Here is a 15,920-nt window from a genome sequence, read left to right as displayed (position 1 = left end):
ACCCGCTTCGCAAGAGGAGAAGGCGGCGCGTTCGAGCAGGAAAGGGTTTCCCTTCGAACGCGCCCGGCCACCAATTATACGACACCTTTCACCTTGAGGTCCTGGAGCTTGCCCTTACCTAAGCCCAAGTACTTCTGATAGATAAACTCGTTATCCGCGCCCACGGGGCGACAGACCCATTTCACCCGACCCGGCGTGCGACTCATCGCCTTGAAGGACGAGTTCTGGATGAGCACTTCGCCGTAGTGAGGATCCGTGCGGCGGATAAAACTTTCTCGAACACGCCAATGTTCCCGGGTGAGCACATCCGTGGGCGTCTCCAAACGTCCTGTCACTACGGTGCCCTTCTTGTCGGGGCGCCGACTGTATTCGGTGAGCATCTGCAGGATCTCTTCCGAAGTGTAATTTTCCGTAAACTTTTCGATTTCGTGTTGAATTTTCGGCTGGTTCTCGGGGGTGAGCCGCTCCTTGATGGTCGGAAACATCTTCTGAAGATCCGGTCGGTTCATGATCTCGCACAAGGCCGCCCAATTGGGATCCGTGAAGCCGGACATAAAGGTGTAGCCATCCTTGCACTTCACGTACGTATAAGGAAACACGGCGTAGTCGTAATTCCCGGCCCGAGGCATTTCGTTTCCGGACATATGGTAGTACTGCATCACATAGTTTGAGATGGACAGAAGACCTTCAGGCGGTGAGCAGTCGACGAATTGGCCTTTTCCGGTTCGCCGCTTGACCAGCATGGCGGCTTGGATCCCGAAAGCCGCCCATGCGCCTCCCACATACCACCCCATCCAGTTGCCGTGCTTGAGCGGTCGCTTGTATTCGGGGGGCACTTCGGGGTCCAAGTCCGGCTCACCGGTAATGGACATGATCACGCCGCGCGCCTGAGCCACAATGTCATAATCCGGTTGGTTCGCGAACTTTTCCGAGTCTTCTCCGAAATGGCCGAAACTGTGCAAGCCACAGTAGATCAATCCGGGGTTCAGTTCTCGGAGCTGCTCGTAGCCGATGCCCAGCGAATCCATATAGCCGGGTTTAAAGGCCTCGATGACCACATCGGCCTTGGACGCCAAAGCGCGAAACATGGCTTGGCCTTCCGGGGATTCCAGGTTGAGGGTGATGTGAAATTTGTTTCGCGCCTCGGTTAAGTACGCCAATCCTGTGTCCTTGATCATGATGCCGTAAGGCGTCATTTTCCTGGCGAGATCTCCCGCCGGCGGCTCGATGCGGATCACCTCAGCCCCAAATTCCGCCAGGATCGAGGAGGCGTACAGCGCCCCGAAGTTGGCGTAGCTCACGTCCAAGACCACCATGTCATCCAAGGCTTCCGGTTTCCGAAAGGCGTCCCTGGGATTCGTTTCCGTATAAGCCCACTTGGCATAATCCTCATTGATCGCCAAGCCGACAATGGTCTTATCCTCCTTCAGCATTGCGGCTAGGGCGTCGTCGTCGAACATATCGTCGTAGGCCGAGGGTCCCAATTTCTTGTCCGTCATTCTCGTCCTCCTGAGGGCTATCGGTTGTCCCTGATCACTAGGCCAGTTTGAGTCCGCTCTTTCCGTCCCAATCGGGCGGCGGGCAATGGGACGGCACCGCCGGATTCCATTGGAATATGACTTTCTCCGCCTTGAGCTTTTCCACCTCTTCGTGAGGGAGCCCGAGGAGTTTGGTGAGCACGTACTCGTTGTCAAAGCCCAGAGGACGGCATCCCCAGAAAAGCCGACTGGGCGTTTCGCTCATCCGCGGCGGATAGACTTGCTGGACCATGGGACCATACAAGGCGTCATCGTATTCTTGCACAGCTCCCCTTTGCCGGAAATGGGGACGATGGTAAGCGTCCTTGGCCGTGATCACCCGGGATGCGGCAAAACCGTATTGGTTCCCCAGAGCTTCCACTTCTTCCACTTTCTTGGTGCGGGTCCATGCGTCGATGATTTTCAAAAGCTCGCGGGCGTTTTCGTCTTTCAGCCGTTCCAGAGGATCGGCGAAGCGTTGGCACAATTCCGGTCTGCCCATGGCTTGGCAGAGCCCTGTGAAAGAGGCCTCGTCGAAAGCGGCCAGAGCAATCCAGCCGTCGGCGCAATCGAAAAGATCGGACGGGCACACGGCCAGATCGCGGTTTCCGGACCGGGGTCGATCTTTTCCCGTGAGGTAGGTGTAGAGCCAGGTCCAATCCAGAAATCGAATGACGTTTTCCACCTGCATGTAATCGATGAATTGGCCTTCGCCGGTTCGTTCGCGGTAATTGAGAGCGGCCATGATGGCCACGGCGCACATGAGCGCGGTAATCCAGTCGGCGATCCACACCCCCGACTTGATGGGACCTCGCCCTTCAAAGCCTGTAATGGGCGAAAGGGCGCCCATGCTCTGGGCTACGGCGTCATAACTCGTGCGCCCGGTCCAGGGCCCCCAGCTGCCATAGCCGGATACGTGCAGTTGGATGATCCGCGGGTTGACCTCTCTAAGCTCCTTATAACTCAAGCCCCATTCGGCCATCCGACCGGGGGTCAAGTTGTCCGCCACCACATCGGCCTTTTTGACCAGTTCCAAAAAGAGTTCCTTGGCCTTGGGATGCCCCAAATGCATGCCAACCCAATACTTGTTGTGATTTTCTATTTCCAACCCAGGGGACATGTTTTTCCAAAAAAACGCATAGGGGGTCACAAACCGCATCTGATCCCCTTTTTGCCCCTCAAACTTGATGACCTCGGCGCCGAATTCGGCCAAGTAGTCGCAACACGCCGGGCCCAAGACCACGTAACAGACCTCCAAGACCCGCACGCCCTCCAAGGGCATTCGCTTTCCGAACAGATTCTCCACATTGAACAATTCCTTCATGCGCTGCTGGTAGGATTTGCCTTGGTCCATTCAATTCCCTCCTCTCGGTTGGCGGACCACTCTTTGGACCCAAACACTTTGGGCCGGCCTTGGGTGAAACGGGGTGGGACGTGAGCCTCACGGACCGGTCGGGGCAGGGCCGTCGCGCAGGATTGGGGTAGAGGCGAGGAGCCTAGGACGAGAAAGCCGCATGAACCACGGAAAGAGCGTGAGATAAAGAAGGTGCACAGGAAGTGTAGCCGCCGCGTGCGCCCGAGCGGTTTTTGTGAACCGAGTTTGCTTTTAGCAAAACGCCTTCCCCAGGGTCAAGGAAGATTTCCCGGCAGGCCCAGGTGCAAAAGGGGGGTTTTGGGGTTGACAGATGCCAATGAGTCCAGTAGAGAGCAGAGAGGCATTATTCAGTGAATAATCTTGACATGTTGGGAGATGTTTGGCTGCGGGTATCGGGTGCTCTTTGAGGATAACGAAGAACAAGGAGGGCATTATGGGATGGAGAAGATGGTTGGCGTGTGTGGCAGGGTTCTGCTGTCTGGCTGTCGCTTTCGCAGGACCCGCAGCGGCTGAGGACACCATCAAGATTGGGGCCTATCTCCCCATGACCGGTGCGGTGGCCGCTTACGGCCAAATGGAATGGGACGGTATCCAGATCGCCAATGAAATCAAGCCCACGGTTCTTGGCAAGAAAATTGAGCTCGTGCTTGTGGACACCAAGAGCGACAAAATTGAAGCCGCCAATGCCGTGAGCCGCCTTGTGGAAAAAGAGAAAGTCGTGGGAATCCTCGGGGAAGCGATCAGCGGCAACAGTATGGCCGGGAATCCCATTTCTGAGGCCGCCAAGATTGTGTCGGTCAGCCCGACGGCGACAAACCCCTTGGTAACTCAGGGCAAGCAATACGCCTTCCGCGCGTGTTTTATCGACCCGTTCCAGGGTGAGGTGGCCGCCCGATTTGCCGTCAACGAACTCAAGGCCAAAACGGCGGCTGTCATCATCGACATTGCCCAGGATTACTGCGTGGGTCTGGCCAACTTCTTCGTCAAGGAGTTCGTGAAGCTGGGCGGCAAGGTCGTGTCCACCACCTACATTCAAACGGGAGATCAGGACTTTTCTGCGCAGCTGTCCTCCGTGCAAGCGGCCAAGCCTGATATCATCTACGCCCCGAATTACTACACGGAAGATGCCCTTATGGCCAAACAGGCCAGAGATCTGGGCATCAACGTGCCCATCCTTACGGGTGACGGGGCCCAGGCCGAGGAGTTGATCAAGATCGGCGGCAAAGCGGTGGAAGAAATGTATTTCACCGGCCATTTCCATAAGCAAGCCGCGACGACCGAACTGGCCAAGGAATTCATCAAGCGATTCGAAGCCAAAAAGGGCAAGGAAGCGGATGCTTTCGGCGCTCTGGCCGCCGACGCTTACTTCCTGCTGATTGAAGCCATCGAGAAAGCGGGCAGCACGGACGGCCCCAAAGTCCGGGAAGCCATGGTGAACATTAAAAACTTTCCGGGAGTCTCCGGTTTGATCACCATGCAGGAAAACGGCAATCCCATCAAGAGCATGGTCATCAACAAGGTCAAAGACGGCAAGTTTGCCTACGTGACCACGGTCAACCCGTAGGCCGCTCAGCCGGGTCGGTTTTCCATACTTCATGTTCTTGGAAGACCGGCCCTCCGAGCCCGTGCCTTGACGCTCACGTAGGGGACGTCAGGAGGGTTGGACTGGCAGAACGCATTCACGCACAGATTCAGAAAGCGTTTCCTATGAACTCACAAGGAGCAGGGTGGGCGCCGTACACCCTGCTTCTTTTTGCGTAATACGGACAGCTAAGGGCAAAGGACGGCCTCGTGACGCTCACCATTTTTATGCAACAGGTCATCAACGGGATATCCCTGGGGAGCCTGTACGCTTTGGTGGCCATCGGCTACACCATGGTCTATGGGATCCTTCGGTTGATCAACTTCGCCCATGGCGACCTCCTCATGGTGGCTGCTTATGCCGCCATTTATGCGGTCACCCTGTTGAGCCTTCCGTGGCAGATCAGCTTTCCATTGGTCATGGTGCTGACGGGCCTCTTTGGAATCCTGTTGGACCGAGTGGCTTACAAACCTTTGAGAGACGCCCCTCGCATTTCTTTGCTCATTTCGGCCATCGGCGCCTCTTTTCTGTTGGAAAATCTGGCCATCGTACTGATCGGGGGGGTGCCGAAGGGGTTTCCTCGGCCGGAGGTCTTCGCTAAGGTCATCGATCTGTGGGGACTGCGCATCCAGGTGCTGACCATCTATACCCCTATTCTCACCCTGGCGCTTCTGATGGGCCTCCTGTACATCGTCCACCAGACCAAGGTCGGCAAGGCCATGCGCGCGGCCTCCAAGGATTTTGAAACGACCCGTCTCATGGGCATCAACTTAGACCGGATCATCGCGGTGACTTTTTTTCTGGGATCGAGCTTGGCCGCCGCCGGCGGGATCATGTGGGCCATGAAGTATCCCCAAGTGAATCCGTTCATGGGAGTCATCCCCGGCTTGAAAGCGTTTATTGCCGCGGTGCTCGGTGGCATCGGCAACGTTATCGGCGCCGTGGTCGGAGGATTTGTCCTCGGGCTCGGCGAGATCCTCATTGTGGCTTTGTTTCCCCAGATGGCTCAGTATCGTGACGCTTTTGCCTTTGCCGTCCTCATCCTGGTGCTGCTCTTCCGCCCCACGGGCATTATGGGAGAGCCCATCACGGACAAGACGTGAGCCGACCCGAGGATTCCAGTATGGACGCATCTAAACGAAACACCTTATGCAATATTGCGCTCCTGGCCGTTTTGGGCATTACCCTCTACTTGTTCCAAGAGCACGGCACGGAGTACCAGATCCGCATTCTCAACAACATGGCCATCTTCATCACTCTGGCCGTCAGTTACAACTTGGTCAACGGCATTTGCGGAATCCTGCATCTTGGGCCCAACGCTTTCATCACCATCGGGGCTTACACCTCCGCCCTGCTCACCATGACACCTGCAGAAAAGCAGATGAGTTTTATCATCGAGCCGCTGATCTGGCCGCTCAGCGTGATCCAGGTGCCGTTTTCGCTCTCCTTGATCATTGCTGGAATCACGGCCACGGCGTTCGCCTTCCTGATCAGTTTTCCCGTGTTTCGTGTCCGGGGCGATTACCTGGCCATTGTGACGTTGGGTTTCGGGGAAGTGGTGCGGGTGTTGTGCAACGCGTTGCAGGGGCTGACCAACGGCCCTCTGGGCCTGAAAGGCCTCACGCCGTACACGACCTTGTGGTGGTCTTGGGGGGTGGCCGTCTTTACAGTCGTGGTCATTACCAAGCTTGTGAACAGCAGCTACGGGAGGGCCATGAAAGCCATTCGGGAGGATGAAACCGCCGCCAAGGCCATGGGCGTGGATCCTTTTAAACACCTGCTCCTGGCCTTTCTGATCAGCGCCTTTTTTTCCGGCGTCGCCGGCGGACTGCTGGCGCATCTCATCACCACCATCTCGCCGACCCTCTTTACTTTCTTTCTCACTTTCAATCTCTTGATCATCATCGTCGTCGGCGGTTTGGGCAGCACCAGCGGCGCCGTGATCGCGGCAGCCCTGTTTGCTTGGGGTGGAGAAGCGCTGCGCGTCGTGGAAAGCCCGATGAACTTCGGTCTGTTCACTATTCCCGGCATACCCGGCATGCGCATGGTGTTGTTCAGCGTCATTCTCATGGTCGTCATTTTGTTTGCCCGGCGGGGGATTATGGGGCGGAGCGAGCTGTCCTGGAATCGAGTGTTCGCCGCGCTCCGTCTTCAGACTAAGGCATAGGTGTTGGGCATGAACGATTTCTTTCAACTGGATCATTTGGTCATGCAGTTCGGTGGACTGACCGCGGTGAAGGACTTTTCCATCGTCATCGAACCCGGGGAGCTGGTCGGCCTGATCGGTCCCAATGGAGCCGGCAAGACCACGGTCTTCAACATGATCACCGGTTTCCTCACCCCAACCTCCGGGACGGTGCGATGGAACGGTCGGGATATCACGGGACTGCCGCCGCACCAGGTGACCGCCCTCGGCATCGCCCGAACTTTCCAAAACATTCGACTTTTTGTGGACATGACCGTTTTGGAAAACGTCATGGTGTCCTTCCATCACACGATCCGCTCCAAGTTCTGGAAAGCCATGGTAGGGCTGCCGTCACACAAGAGGGAAGAAGCCAGGATTGAAAAAGAAGCCCGCGGTTTTTTGGAAGAACTCCACCTGGCGCATCTCACGGATGAAAAGGCCGGAGCCCTGCCCTACGGCCAGCAGCGCCGATTGGAAATCGCCCGGGCCTTGGCGGCCCGCCCGAAGCTGCTCCTGTTGGATGAACCCGCTGCCGGCATGAATCCCCAAGAGACCATGGAGCTGGCCCAGCTGGTGCGGGAAATTCGGGAACGGCATCATCTGACCATTTTTCTCATCGAGCACGACATGAAATTTGTGATGGGACTGTGCGAGCGGATTAAGGTGTTGGACTATGGAATCACCATTGCCGAGGGCAGTCCCGCGGAAATCCAGCGTCACCCGGACGTCATCAAGGCTTACCTGGGAGAGCCCAAGCATGCTTGAAGTCAAAGATTTGCATGTCTATTACGGTGGTATCCACGCCCTTAAAGGCGTCCATCTTAAGGTGCCCCAAGGCCGAATCGTGACACTCATCGGAGCGAACGGAGCCGGCAAGACCACGACTTTGCGAGCGATTTCGGGCCTCGTCCGCCCCAAACGGGGGAGCATTTCCTTTCTCGATCAAGAGCTGTCACGCTTGCCCACGTACAAGATCATTCGACTGGGTATCGGTGTCGCCCCTGAAGGGCGGAGGGTGTTTCCGAACCTCAGCGTGCTGGAAAATCTGGAGTTGGGCGCTTACAACCGCCCGTCCGGAGATTTTCGTAGGGATCTGGAGTGGATTTACTCCCTTTTCCCCCGCCTCAAGGAACGCTCGAAGCAACTGGCTGGAACCCTGAGCGGCGGCGAACAACAGATGCTCGCCTTGGGCCGAGCGCTCATGAGCCGCCCAAGCCTGGTGCTTTTGGACGAACCCTCCCTCGGCCTCGCCCCACTTGTCGTGGAGGAAGTCTTTCAGACCATTCAAACCATCAATGCCCAAGGGGCAACCATTTTGCTGGTGGAACAGAACGCCATGGCCGCCCTTCATGTGGCCCATTACGCCTACGTGCTGGAGACCGGGCGCATCACTCTGGAAGGGACCGGTAAAGACCTTCTCCGGGATGAACGGGTCCGAAAGGCCTATCTCGGAGAAGAGTAATCGACGTTTCCACGTCGTCTCGCGGGATGCACCGCGCCATCGCCTGGAAAGATTCCAAGGCCCCCATCCTCACGGGAAGGGACGCCTGAACGCTTGCCTCGGGGTCCGGATCTCTAATCTCCCGCTAAAGCTGGTATTGAAACGAAGGTCCACGGGATCAGCCGGCACGCATCCCCATGCGCTCCATCGCCGACAAGGGGGTTTTGCACGGCAGGGGCATGGCGGTCATGACGACCTGACGGCGAGTGCCTGGGAAGGGACGGCACATCAGGTCATCTTTCGCCAAAAGGCCGGCTTCGATCTTTTCGGGCACGCATCCCGGTTTATGTGCGGAGAGCAGCGAAGGCGGCGAACGCTTCTTTTAAGAAAGCGGCGACCTTGTGGAAATCTTTCCGTCCGGAAGAGTCTTCCAGGCCCGTATGGGCGTCCACTCCTTTCGGGCGGACTTTTCGGATCGCCTCAGCCACGTTATCCGGGTGAAGTCCCCCGGCTAGAATCACCGGTCTCGAAGATCTTTCGACCACCCATCGGCTCACCGTCCAATCGTGCGTTTTTCCCGTAGCCCCGCTGGCTCCCGTTTCCGGATCGAACGTATCCATGATCACGGCATCCACAAAAGGGGACACGATTCGGATCTCCTCAAGAAGACCTTCCGGGGGGATTCCGGGACGCACAATGACGCTTTTGATGACGAGCACATGAGGCTCTGCGGTTTTGAAACGGCGAATCTGGTCCACACCTACAGCCCCGTGCAGCTGTACGCCCCGAACCCCTAAGAACCGGCACAGATCGCGCACTTCTTTCCAGTGGGATGCGTACGTGATGAGCACGGATGTCACGTCGGATGGCAGCGACTGAATGATGCGGGCAGCCTCTTGTTCGCTCAAGTCTTCCCGATGGACGGCCAGACGCAATGGAAAGCCCAGCCAGCGGACGCCAAGATCCACCAACATCCTCGCCTCTTGGGCATCCCGCACTCCGGCGACCTGAACCACAGGCTTCTCGAACATGAAGGACATTCCACGCCTTTGCGCCTCAGGGCCGCGGTTCGGTCCCATCCCCCTTGCCGCACCGCACGGTGTCGAGGGAGCTCCGGAGGGCTGCAATCACCTGATCCACGTCGGACTCGTTCATGGCAGGCCCCATGGGAAGGCTCAACACCTCTGCGTGGAGTCGCTCGCTCAAGGGATACGACCGCCCCTGCATCTCCGCATAGGCTTTTTGCTGATGGAGCGGCACCGGGTAATGAATCAATGTCTCGATCCCTTGGTGCGACAACAGCTGCTGCACGCGATCTCTGTGTATCGTTCGGATCACGAAAAGGTGCCACACGGGCTCGGCCCAATCGGGCACAAAGGGTGTCACAATCCCCGGCACATCCCGCAACCCTGCAAGGTATCGCGCGGCAAGCAGCCGCCGGCGTTCGTTCCAGGCGTCCAGCTTCTGCAGCTTCACCCGGAGGAAAGCCGCTTGGAGTTCATCCAACCGCGAATTGAGTCCTTTGAGCTCATGGATGTATTTGATATGTGAACCGTAATTGCGCAACATTCGAAGGCGGTCCGCAAGGGCGTCGTCATTGGTCGTCACCGCCCCGCCGTCTCCAAAAGCGCCCAAATTCTTTCCGGGATAAAAACTAAACCCTGCAGCATCCCCAAGCCCGCCTGTTCTTTTTCCTTTATATCTGGCACCATGGGCTTGAGCGGCGTCTTCGATCACCCACATACCATGTCTTCGGGCGACATGGACGATAGGGTCCATATCGGCCGGTTGGCCGTAAAGGTGCACGGCGATCACGGCTCGAGTGCGCGGCGTCGCCACGGCGTCAATGCCGGCGGGGTTCATGTTATAGGTGGTTTCCAGGGGTTCGACGGGAACGGGAACGGCGCCCGCACAGGTAACGGCAAGCCATGTGGCAATGAAAGTATTGGTGGGCACAATGACTTCGTCGCCGGGTCCGATGCCCAGGGCACGAAGAATGAGATGGAGGGCGTCCAGCCCACTGCCTGTGCCGATGCAGTGCTTCACGCCGCAGTACGCGGCAAATTCTGCTTCAAATGCCTGGAGTTCCTCGCCCAGGATATACCGCCCGGAAGCCATCACTCGGTGATAGGCCGCGTCCAAGGCATCCTTCAGCTCGAGATATGTCATTTTGACGTCGACGAAAGGCAGCCTCACACCCTCTTTTCCCGGCAAAACTCCTCATAGTCTCGAATGTAATCCGCCTCATCATAAGGCAGCGAAGCCAGCACGAGACAGATGCCTCCCGAAGAAAAATTTTCCAGCCTCCTCCAGATCATCCTCGGCACATACAGCCCGTAATAAGCTCTGTCCAGATGGATCCGACGAGATTCGCACCCATCGTCCAGGATCACATCAAACGCGCCCATGACGGAAACGATCAGTTGCTGCAACTGCCGGTGAGCATGCCCCCCCGGCTTTCACCCCCGGGAACGTCGTAAAGATAATAGATCCTTTCGATGCTGAACGGCAAATGAACACCACCATAGATCGGCGTGATCGCTCCCTGTCGGTCACTGATCTTGGGAAGGTCGATGAGTCTGCAGTCATGAACCGTCGTTTTCACTTCTTCGCGTTCAACCTCTGGAATTCCTCATAGTCTCTCAAGTAGTCCTCCAGGTCATACGCTTTAGAGGCGAGAACCAATGCCACGGCATTGGTGGAAAAATACTGCATCCGGCGCCAAATGAGGTTGGGCACATAGAGCCCGTAGTAAGCGCGGTTGAGGGTGACGGTTTTCTGGGCCAGGCCGTCGTCTAGAAAAACCTCAAAACTGCCGGACAAGGCAATGATCACTTCGTGGAGCGTTCGATAAGCGTGGCTCCCTCTCGATTCCCCTCCGGGTACGTCGTAAATCCAGTACACTCGGGCAATCTCAAACGGGACGTGTCGGCGCGCTTCGATGAAGGTGAGGTTGCCTCGATCGTCTAAAATCTTGGGAAATTGGATGATGGCCGTATCGTACACGGACCGTGAAGCCAGTTGGGCCGCTTGGGAGACCACCCTCGCCTCCTTCGGATGGAATTTCCTATGTCTTTTTCGTGGCTTCCGGCGTCAGAAGCGCAGCCCATATTCCATGGCACGAAGCGTTTGTCAAGTGACAAACATGTGCTGTTGGAAACCCTCGGGAATTGCCGTATAAGTTATCTGCACGTCTTCCGACAGGAAAGGAAGGGACTTTGTCGAAAAACATTCAGAAGTTTTCCAATTCAGAGCCGGCGTCCCTCACGGCGCCTTTGGCGGAAAGACTTCGACCTCGGAAGCTCAACGAGTTCGTGGGGCAAAGGCATCTTTTGGGCGAAGGCAAAATCCTGCATCGGCTGCTCAGTCGTGGGCTTTTTCAGTCATTGATCTTGTGGGGTCCGCCGGGCTGTGGCAAAACCACACTCGCCCATCTCATTGCAACGCACACCGATGGGCACCTTATGGCTCTTTCGGCCGTCACGGCCGGCACCAAAGACATCCGCGACGCTGCGGAAGAAGCCCGCCGAGTGTTTGCGTCTGCGCGGAAGCGCTCGTGGCTTTTCATGGACGAAATCCACCGGCTGAACAAGGCGCAGCAGGATGTGCTTCTGCCTCACGTGGAAAAAGGGACTCTTTATCTCTTGGGCGCCACCACGGAGAACCCGTCTTTTGAGATCATCCGTCCCTTGTTGAGCCGCTGCCACGTCCTAGTGCTGGAACCCCTGTCACGGGAGGATCTTTCAGAGGTCATTCAAAGGGCATTGACCGATGCCGAGCGCGGCCTTGGGCTGCTCCGGCCCGTTGTGGGTGAAGATGCTTTAAGACTTCTTGTGGAGGCGGCCGGAGGCGACGCTCGGGTCGCTCTCAATGTTTTGGAGGCCGCCGTCCTCAGCACGCCTCCGGATGCAGACGGCCTCCGCCGTGTGGATGCGTCCGCAGTTGTGGATGTTTTGGAGCGACCTCCCCATTACGACAAAAGCGGGGAAGAACACTACAACCTCATTTCGGCTTTCCACAAAAGCCTCCGGGGCGGGGATCCCGACGCAGCACTCTATTGGTACACGAGGATGCTCCAGGCAGGCGAAGACCCTCTCTACATCGGCCGCAGGTTGGTTGTCGCCGCCTCAGAAGATGTGGGTCTTGCCGATCCGTTTGCTCTGGTGCTGGCCATGAACGCGGTTCGGGCATACGAGCTCCTGGGCAGCCCCGAGGGCGAACTGCACCTAGCGCAAGCCATCGTCTATGTGAGCCTTGCGCCGAAAAGCAACAGTGTCTACAAGGCCTTGCAGTCGGCCCGGGAAACAGCCCGAAAGACGCCATTCGAACCTGTTCCTTTCCATTTGAGGAACGCCCCGACGGCGCTTCTGAAAGAGCTGAAATACGGGAAAGCCTACCGATATCCCCATGATGATCCGGAAGGTTGGGTTCCTGAGGTGTATTTTCCTGAGAGGCTCACGGCGGCCGTTTTTTACGAACCCAGCGTGCGCGGCTGGGAAGGCAAATGGCGCGACACCCTTGCCCGACGTCGGGATTTGGTTAAAAAGTTAAAATCCTAGGAAGGCCCTTCGAGAACATGCCATGCGGACACGCTCGGCGGTGTCGAATCGACAGCGCCCCAAAAACTCCATAAGTGCGCAGAGGTCATCGAGGTCGTGTATCCGATGAAATCCTGGCGGCTGAAAACCGCCGCCCTCCCATTGAACACCCAGACCGAAGCCGCATCCTTGCCCCTGCCCGTTCCGAAAGGGAAACCCTTTCGACTGGTAAAGTATGTGGCGGCATCGAGCCTTGTGGTTATTTTGGTGAGCACCGTGTTTCTTTCAGGGTTCCTGTCCCACAAGGCAAAGGAGATTCTTGTCCAGAAGAGCGAAGAATACGCTTTTCTCACGGCGGAAAACTTGAACCACCAGGTTTTCTATGACTTTACGGCACCCACGTACAGGAGGGATGGGGAAATCCGGCTGAGCCGAAAGGAACAGTCCGAGCGGCTGGACAAAGTGGTGAAGAGCGCTATTCACGGCCTGGCCATCGAACGGGTGGACATTTACACGACGGATGGCATTTTGGCATACAGCACCGAGGATGTCCCCCTAGGCGAGCAGAGGGACCTCGGGGAGCCGTTTCAAAAGGCCTTGTCGGGGGATTTTTTTTCGGTCATGGATGGACATCGCTTCACACTTCTCGGGATCTCGTGGCCGATCGGACCGCAGAAGATGCGCACCTATCTGCCCATGTGGGTGGAACTGCCGCTCAGCTGGAAACGGGGGCATGTCATCGGGGTCTTCGAGATCACCCAAGACATCACGGCGGATCAGACGAACATCGCCAAATTCCAAACCATCATCTTCGCGAGCGTGGCGGCTTTTGTCGGAGTGCTCTTCGCCGCTCTGGTGGCAATCTTGCGCCGAGCCGAAAGCATTCTGGAAGCGCGTGCCCGCGAGCGTCAGAAACTGGAGGAGGAACTGAATCGGGCCGAGAGGCTGGCGGTGCTCGGAGAGATGATTGCAGGGGTGTCCCATGAGATCAAGAACCCTTTGGGGATTATCCGGAGCACGGCCGAGTTGTTGGAAAAACGTCTGGAAGAGCCGAAACAGAAAAAACTGGCGTCCATTTTGATTGAAGAAGCCACTCGGCTGAACAACATCGTCACCGAGTTTTTGGACTTTGCGCGGCCCAAGGAGCTGCGCCTGGCGCTCTGCCGGGTGGAAGACATCCTCGAGCGCAACCTGCGGGTCATCGAGGCGGAATGCCAAAAGCGGAACATACAGATCGAAAGAGACTATCAGACCGGGGATTACATCCTCGAAGCCGACGCCAATCTGCTCTATCGTGCCTTCATGAACCTTGTGGTCAATGCGGTCCAAGCGATGGACGGTGGAGGCACGCTTGCCGTGGAAACCTCTTTGCGCTGTTTGGACACGCGGAAAGACCCCACGGTGGAAGTGCGGATCAACGACACCGGAGTCGGGATTCCTGCAGAGGTCATGGGCAAGATCTTTAATCCTTTTTTTACGACCCGGGAGAAGGGAACAGGACTGGGATTGTCCATCGTGCAGACGATCGTTCAGAGTCACCGTGGCTCGGTGGAATTGGTCCCCCGGGAAGGAGGAGGCACAAGCGCTGTGGTGCGCTTGCCCCTGCGTCAGGTGCCCCCTCCCGAAAAGTAAGTCCATCCGAACGCAGAGGGCGCACGGTGCGGGCGCAACGGCCGAAGCTTTTTGACGGGTCCCTGGGAAGCCAAAAGCAGGACTGGGTGTTATGGGCAACATTCTCATCATCGACGACGAGAAAAACTATCTCATCGTCCTCGAAGATCTTCTTTCCGAGGAAGGCCATCACGTGCTGACGGCGGAAAGCGGCGCGGAAGGCCTGGATCTGGTCAAGAACAACGACCTGGACGTGGTGATTACCGACATGAAAATGCCGGGCATGGACGGGATGGAGGTTTTGGAGCAGGTGCGGGCCTGGGATCCGGACCTTCCGGTGATCATGATGACGGCTTTCGGCACAGTGGGAAAGGCCGTGGAGGCCATGAAAAAAGGGGCTTTTCACTACATCCTCAAACCTTTCGAAAATGAAGAACTCAAGGTCTTGGTGCAGAAGGCCGTGGAGCACCACCAGATCGTGCGCCAGAACCGACAAATGAAAGGCATCTTGGAGGAACGCCACCATTTTCATAACATTATCGGGAAAAGCGCACCGATGCGCCGGGTCTACGATCTGATCCGCAAAGTCGCCCCCACCAAAGCCACGGTCCTCATCACAGGTGAATCGGGCACCGGAAAGGAACTCGTTGCCCGGGCAATTCACTTCAACAGCCCCCGAAAGTCCGGACCTTTCATTTCTGTCAACTGCGGGGCACTCCCTGAAAATCTCTTGGAAAGCGAGCTGTTCGGCCATGAGCGGGGGGCTTTTACCGGAGCCGTGGGGTTACGCAAGGGCCGATTCGAATTAGCCCACGGAGGAACCCTCTTTCTGGACGAAATCAGCGAAATGTCTCCGCCGCTTCAGGTCAAACTCCTACGGGCTCTACAGGAAATGAGCTTTGAGCGAGTGGGCGGCACGGAGACCCTCCATGTGGATGTCCGCGTGGTGGCTGCATCGAACAGGAACCTCAAGGAGGAGGTGGCGGCCGGTCGATTCCGATCCGATCTTTTCTTCCGCCTGAACGTCGTTCATATTCAGCTGCCGCCCCTGAGGGAACGCACCGGCGATATCCCTCTGCTTGCGGCCCATTTTTTGAGAAAATACGAAAAACAGACGGGCCGCGAGGGAATGCGCATCGGTCCGGACGCCCTTCGGGCGCTGCTGGATTACCCATGGCCGGGAAACGTCAGGGAACTGGAAAATGTCGTGGAACGGGCCGTGATTCTTTGCGCTGATCAGGAGATCACGCCTGAGGACCTGCCCCCTGAAGTCCTTCGTCCCACCCCCGCGCCTTTTTCGCCACAGGACACGAGCTCTTCAGTGGAACCGGTGCCGAAAGATTCAACCGGCCTTGCCTACCGATCCGAAGCGGAAAGACTTCTTCCACCGGGGCCGCAGCGCGTGCGCCAACTGCGCGCTTTGAGTTTTATCCAATCTCAGGGCTACATCACCAACCGAGACTATGCTCGGCTCAACGAACTTTCCGAACGTCAAGCCCTCAGGGAACTGACGGAAATGGTGGACCGCGGCCTTCTGATCCGCATGGGCAAAGGCCGCGCGTGCCAATACGTCTTTCCGCGCGAACGCTCATGACAGGGGTCTCGGCTGGCTTTCGGGGCAAGATACACGCTGCGAGAGGTTCCGCGACTCCTTCTTCGCCGGTAAAGCGC

The 15,920-nt window shown here is 57.2% G+C and carries 13 protein-coding genes and 1 pseudogene; 8 read left to right on the top strand and 6 right to left on the bottom strand.

The features are described 5' to 3' along the window. Nucleotides 1-74 precede the first annotated feature (74 nt). Together ACZ5K9_RS15200 and ACZ5K9_RS15195 are read right to left on the bottom strand one after the other, a co-directional pair. Nucleotides 75-1,499 carry a CoA transferase gene (locus ACZ5K9_RS15200; protein WP_464272165.1) on the bottom strand — a complete coding sequence of 475 codons (1,425 nt, stop codon included), beginning with the start codon at nt 1,497-1,499 and terminating at the stop codon, nt 75-77. A gap of 37 nt (nt 1,500-1,536) precedes the next feature. Next, on the bottom strand, nt 1,537-2,871 hold the full coding sequence (locus tag ACZ5K9_RS15195; protein WP_464272164.1) for a CoA transferase: 1,335 nt from the start codon (nt 2,869-2,871) through the stop codon (nt 1,537-1,539). 454 nt (nt 2,872-3,325) lie between these two features. On the opposite strand from ACZ5K9_RS15195, the gene ACZ5K9_RS15190 reads away from it, so the two are divergent. From ACZ5K9_RS15190 to ACZ5K9_RS15170, 5 genes are all read left to right on the top strand, one after another. Further along, nucleotides 3,326-4,456 carry an ABC transporter substrate-binding protein gene (locus ACZ5K9_RS15190; RefSeq protein ID WP_464272163.1) on the top strand — a complete coding sequence of 377 codons (1,131 nt, stop codon included), beginning with the start codon at nt 3,326-3,328 and terminating at the stop codon, nt 4,454-4,456. A 227-nt stretch (nt 4,457-4,683) separates the two neighbouring features. Next, nucleotides 4,684-5,577, top strand: coding sequence for a branched-chain amino acid ABC transporter permease (locus ACZ5K9_RS15185; RefSeq protein WP_464272162.1), 894 nt, complete (start codon nt 4,684-4,686; stop codon nt 5,575-5,577). A 20-nt stretch (nt 5,578-5,597) separates the two neighbouring features. Next, complete coding sequence (locus ACZ5K9_RS15180; protein ID WP_464272161.1) at nt 5,598-6,641, top strand: branched-chain amino acid ABC transporter permease; 1,044 nt, start codon at nt 5,598-5,600, stop codon at nt 6,639-6,641. Between the two features lie 9 nt (nt 6,642-6,650). Beyond that, nucleotides 6,651-7,424, top strand: a complete 774-nt coding sequence (locus ACZ5K9_RS15175) for an ABC transporter ATP-binding protein (protein ID WP_464272160.1) — start codon at nt 6,651-6,653, stop codon at nt 7,422-7,424. After that, a complete protein-coding gene (locus ACZ5K9_RS15170; protein ID WP_464272159.1) occupies nt 7,417-8,121 on the top strand; it encodes an ABC transporter ATP-binding protein in 705 nt (234 codons plus the stop codon). The genes ACZ5K9_RS15175 and ACZ5K9_RS15170 overlap by 8 nt, the downstream gene beginning before the upstream one ends. 323 nt (nt 8,122-8,444) lie before the next feature. Here the strand turns inward: ACZ5K9_RS15170 and ACZ5K9_RS15165 are convergent, their stop codons facing one another. The 4 genes and pseudogenes from ACZ5K9_RS15165 to ACZ5K9_RS15150 all read right to left on the bottom strand — a co-directional run bounded on the left by ACZ5K9_RS15165 (nt 8,445) and on the right by ACZ5K9_RS15150 (nt 11,142). Beyond that, nucleotides 8,445-9,131: a phosphoribosylanthranilate isomerase gene (locus ACZ5K9_RS15165; protein WP_464272158.1), complete on the bottom strand. Its 687-nt coding sequence runs from the start codon at nt 9,129-9,131 to the stop codon at nt 8,445-8,447. 25 nt (nt 9,132-9,156) lie between these two features. Further along, complete coding sequence (locus tag ACZ5K9_RS15160) at nt 9,157-10,269, bottom strand: DegT/DnrJ/EryC1/StrS family aminotransferase (RefSeq protein WP_464272157.1); 1,113 nt, start codon at nt 10,267-10,269, stop codon at nt 9,157-9,159. A 23-nt stretch (nt 10,270-10,292) separates the two neighbouring features. After that, nucleotides 10,293-10,705 (bottom strand): annotated as a pseudogene (locus ACZ5K9_RS15155) (sugar 3,4-ketoisomerase). After that, nucleotides 10,702-11,142 (bottom strand): sugar 3,4-ketoisomerase, encoded by a 441-nt coding sequence (locus ACZ5K9_RS15150; protein WP_464272156.1) that lies wholly within the window; start codon nt 11,140-11,142, stop codon nt 10,702-10,704. Before ACZ5K9_RS15150 ends, ACZ5K9_RS15155 begins: the two are co-directional and overlap by 4 nt. A gap of 176 nt (nt 11,143-11,318) precedes the next feature. Between ACZ5K9_RS15150 and ACZ5K9_RS15145 the strand changes: the two genes are divergently transcribed. From ACZ5K9_RS15145 to ACZ5K9_RS15135, 3 genes are all read left to right on the top strand, one after another. Next, on the top strand, nt 11,319-12,659 hold the full coding sequence (locus ACZ5K9_RS15145; protein ID WP_464272155.1) for a replication-associated recombination protein A: 1,341 nt from the start codon (nt 11,319-11,321) through the stop codon (nt 12,657-12,659). Between the two features lie 105 nt (nt 12,660-12,764). Continuing rightward, nucleotides 12,765-14,270, top strand: a complete 1,506-nt coding sequence (locus tag ACZ5K9_RS15140) for a two-component system sensor histidine kinase NtrB (RefSeq protein ID WP_464272154.1) — start codon at nt 12,765-12,767, stop codon at nt 14,268-14,270. 91 nt (nt 14,271-14,361) lie between these two features. After that, a complete protein-coding gene (locus tag ACZ5K9_RS15135; protein ID WP_464272153.1) occupies nt 14,362-15,843 on the top strand; it encodes a sigma-54-dependent transcriptional regulator in 1,482 nt (493 codons plus the stop codon). Nucleotides 15,844-15,920: the final 77 nt, after the last annotated feature.

The sequence above is a fragment of the Desulfosoma profundi genome (assembly GCF_055387865.1).
Note: the sequence above shows the minus strand (reverse complement) of the source record. Positions and strands in the feature narration are given on the sequence as shown.

What these genes read in the sequence shown, in the direction of transcription:
- ACZ5K9_RS15200 (WP_464272165.1), bottom strand. Translation starts at nt 1,499, where the DNA reads ATGACGGACAAGAAATTGGGACCCTCGGCCTACGACGATATGTTCGAC.
- ACZ5K9_RS15165 (WP_464272158.1), bottom strand. Translation starts at nt 9,131, where the DNA reads ATGTTCGAGAAGCCTGTGGTTCAGGTCGCCGGAGTGCGGGATGCCCAA.
- ACZ5K9_RS15180 (WP_464272161.1), top strand. Translation starts at nt 5,598, where the DNA reads ATGGACGCATCTAAACGAAACACCTTATGCAATATTGCGCTCCTGGCC.
- ACZ5K9_RS15140 (WP_464272154.1), top strand. Translation starts at nt 12,765, where the DNA reads ATGAAATCCTGGCGGCTGAAAACCGCCGCCCTCCCATTGAACACCCAG.
- ACZ5K9_RS15175 (WP_464272160.1), top strand. Translation starts at nt 6,651, where the DNA reads ATGAACGATTTCTTTCAACTGGATCATTTGGTCATGCAGTTCGGTGGA.
- ACZ5K9_RS15170 (WP_464272159.1), top strand. Translation starts at nt 7,417, where the DNA reads ATGCTTGAAGTCAAAGATTTGCATGTCTATTACGGTGGTATCCACGCC.
- ACZ5K9_RS15135 (WP_464272153.1), top strand. Translation starts at nt 14,362, where the DNA reads ATGGGCAACATTCTCATCATCGACGACGAGAAAAACTATCTCATCGTC.
- ACZ5K9_RS15195 (WP_464272164.1), bottom strand. Translation starts at nt 2,871, where the DNA reads ATGGACCAAGGCAAATCCTACCAGCAGCGCATGAAGGAATTGTTCAAT.
- ACZ5K9_RS15190 (WP_464272163.1), top strand. Translation starts at nt 3,326, where the DNA reads ATGGGATGGAGAAGATGGTTGGCGTGTGTGGCAGGGTTCTGCTGTCTG.
- ACZ5K9_RS15160 (WP_464272157.1), bottom strand. Translation starts at nt 10,269, where the DNA reads ATGACATATCTCGAGCTGAAGGATGCCTTGGACGCGGCCTATCACCGA.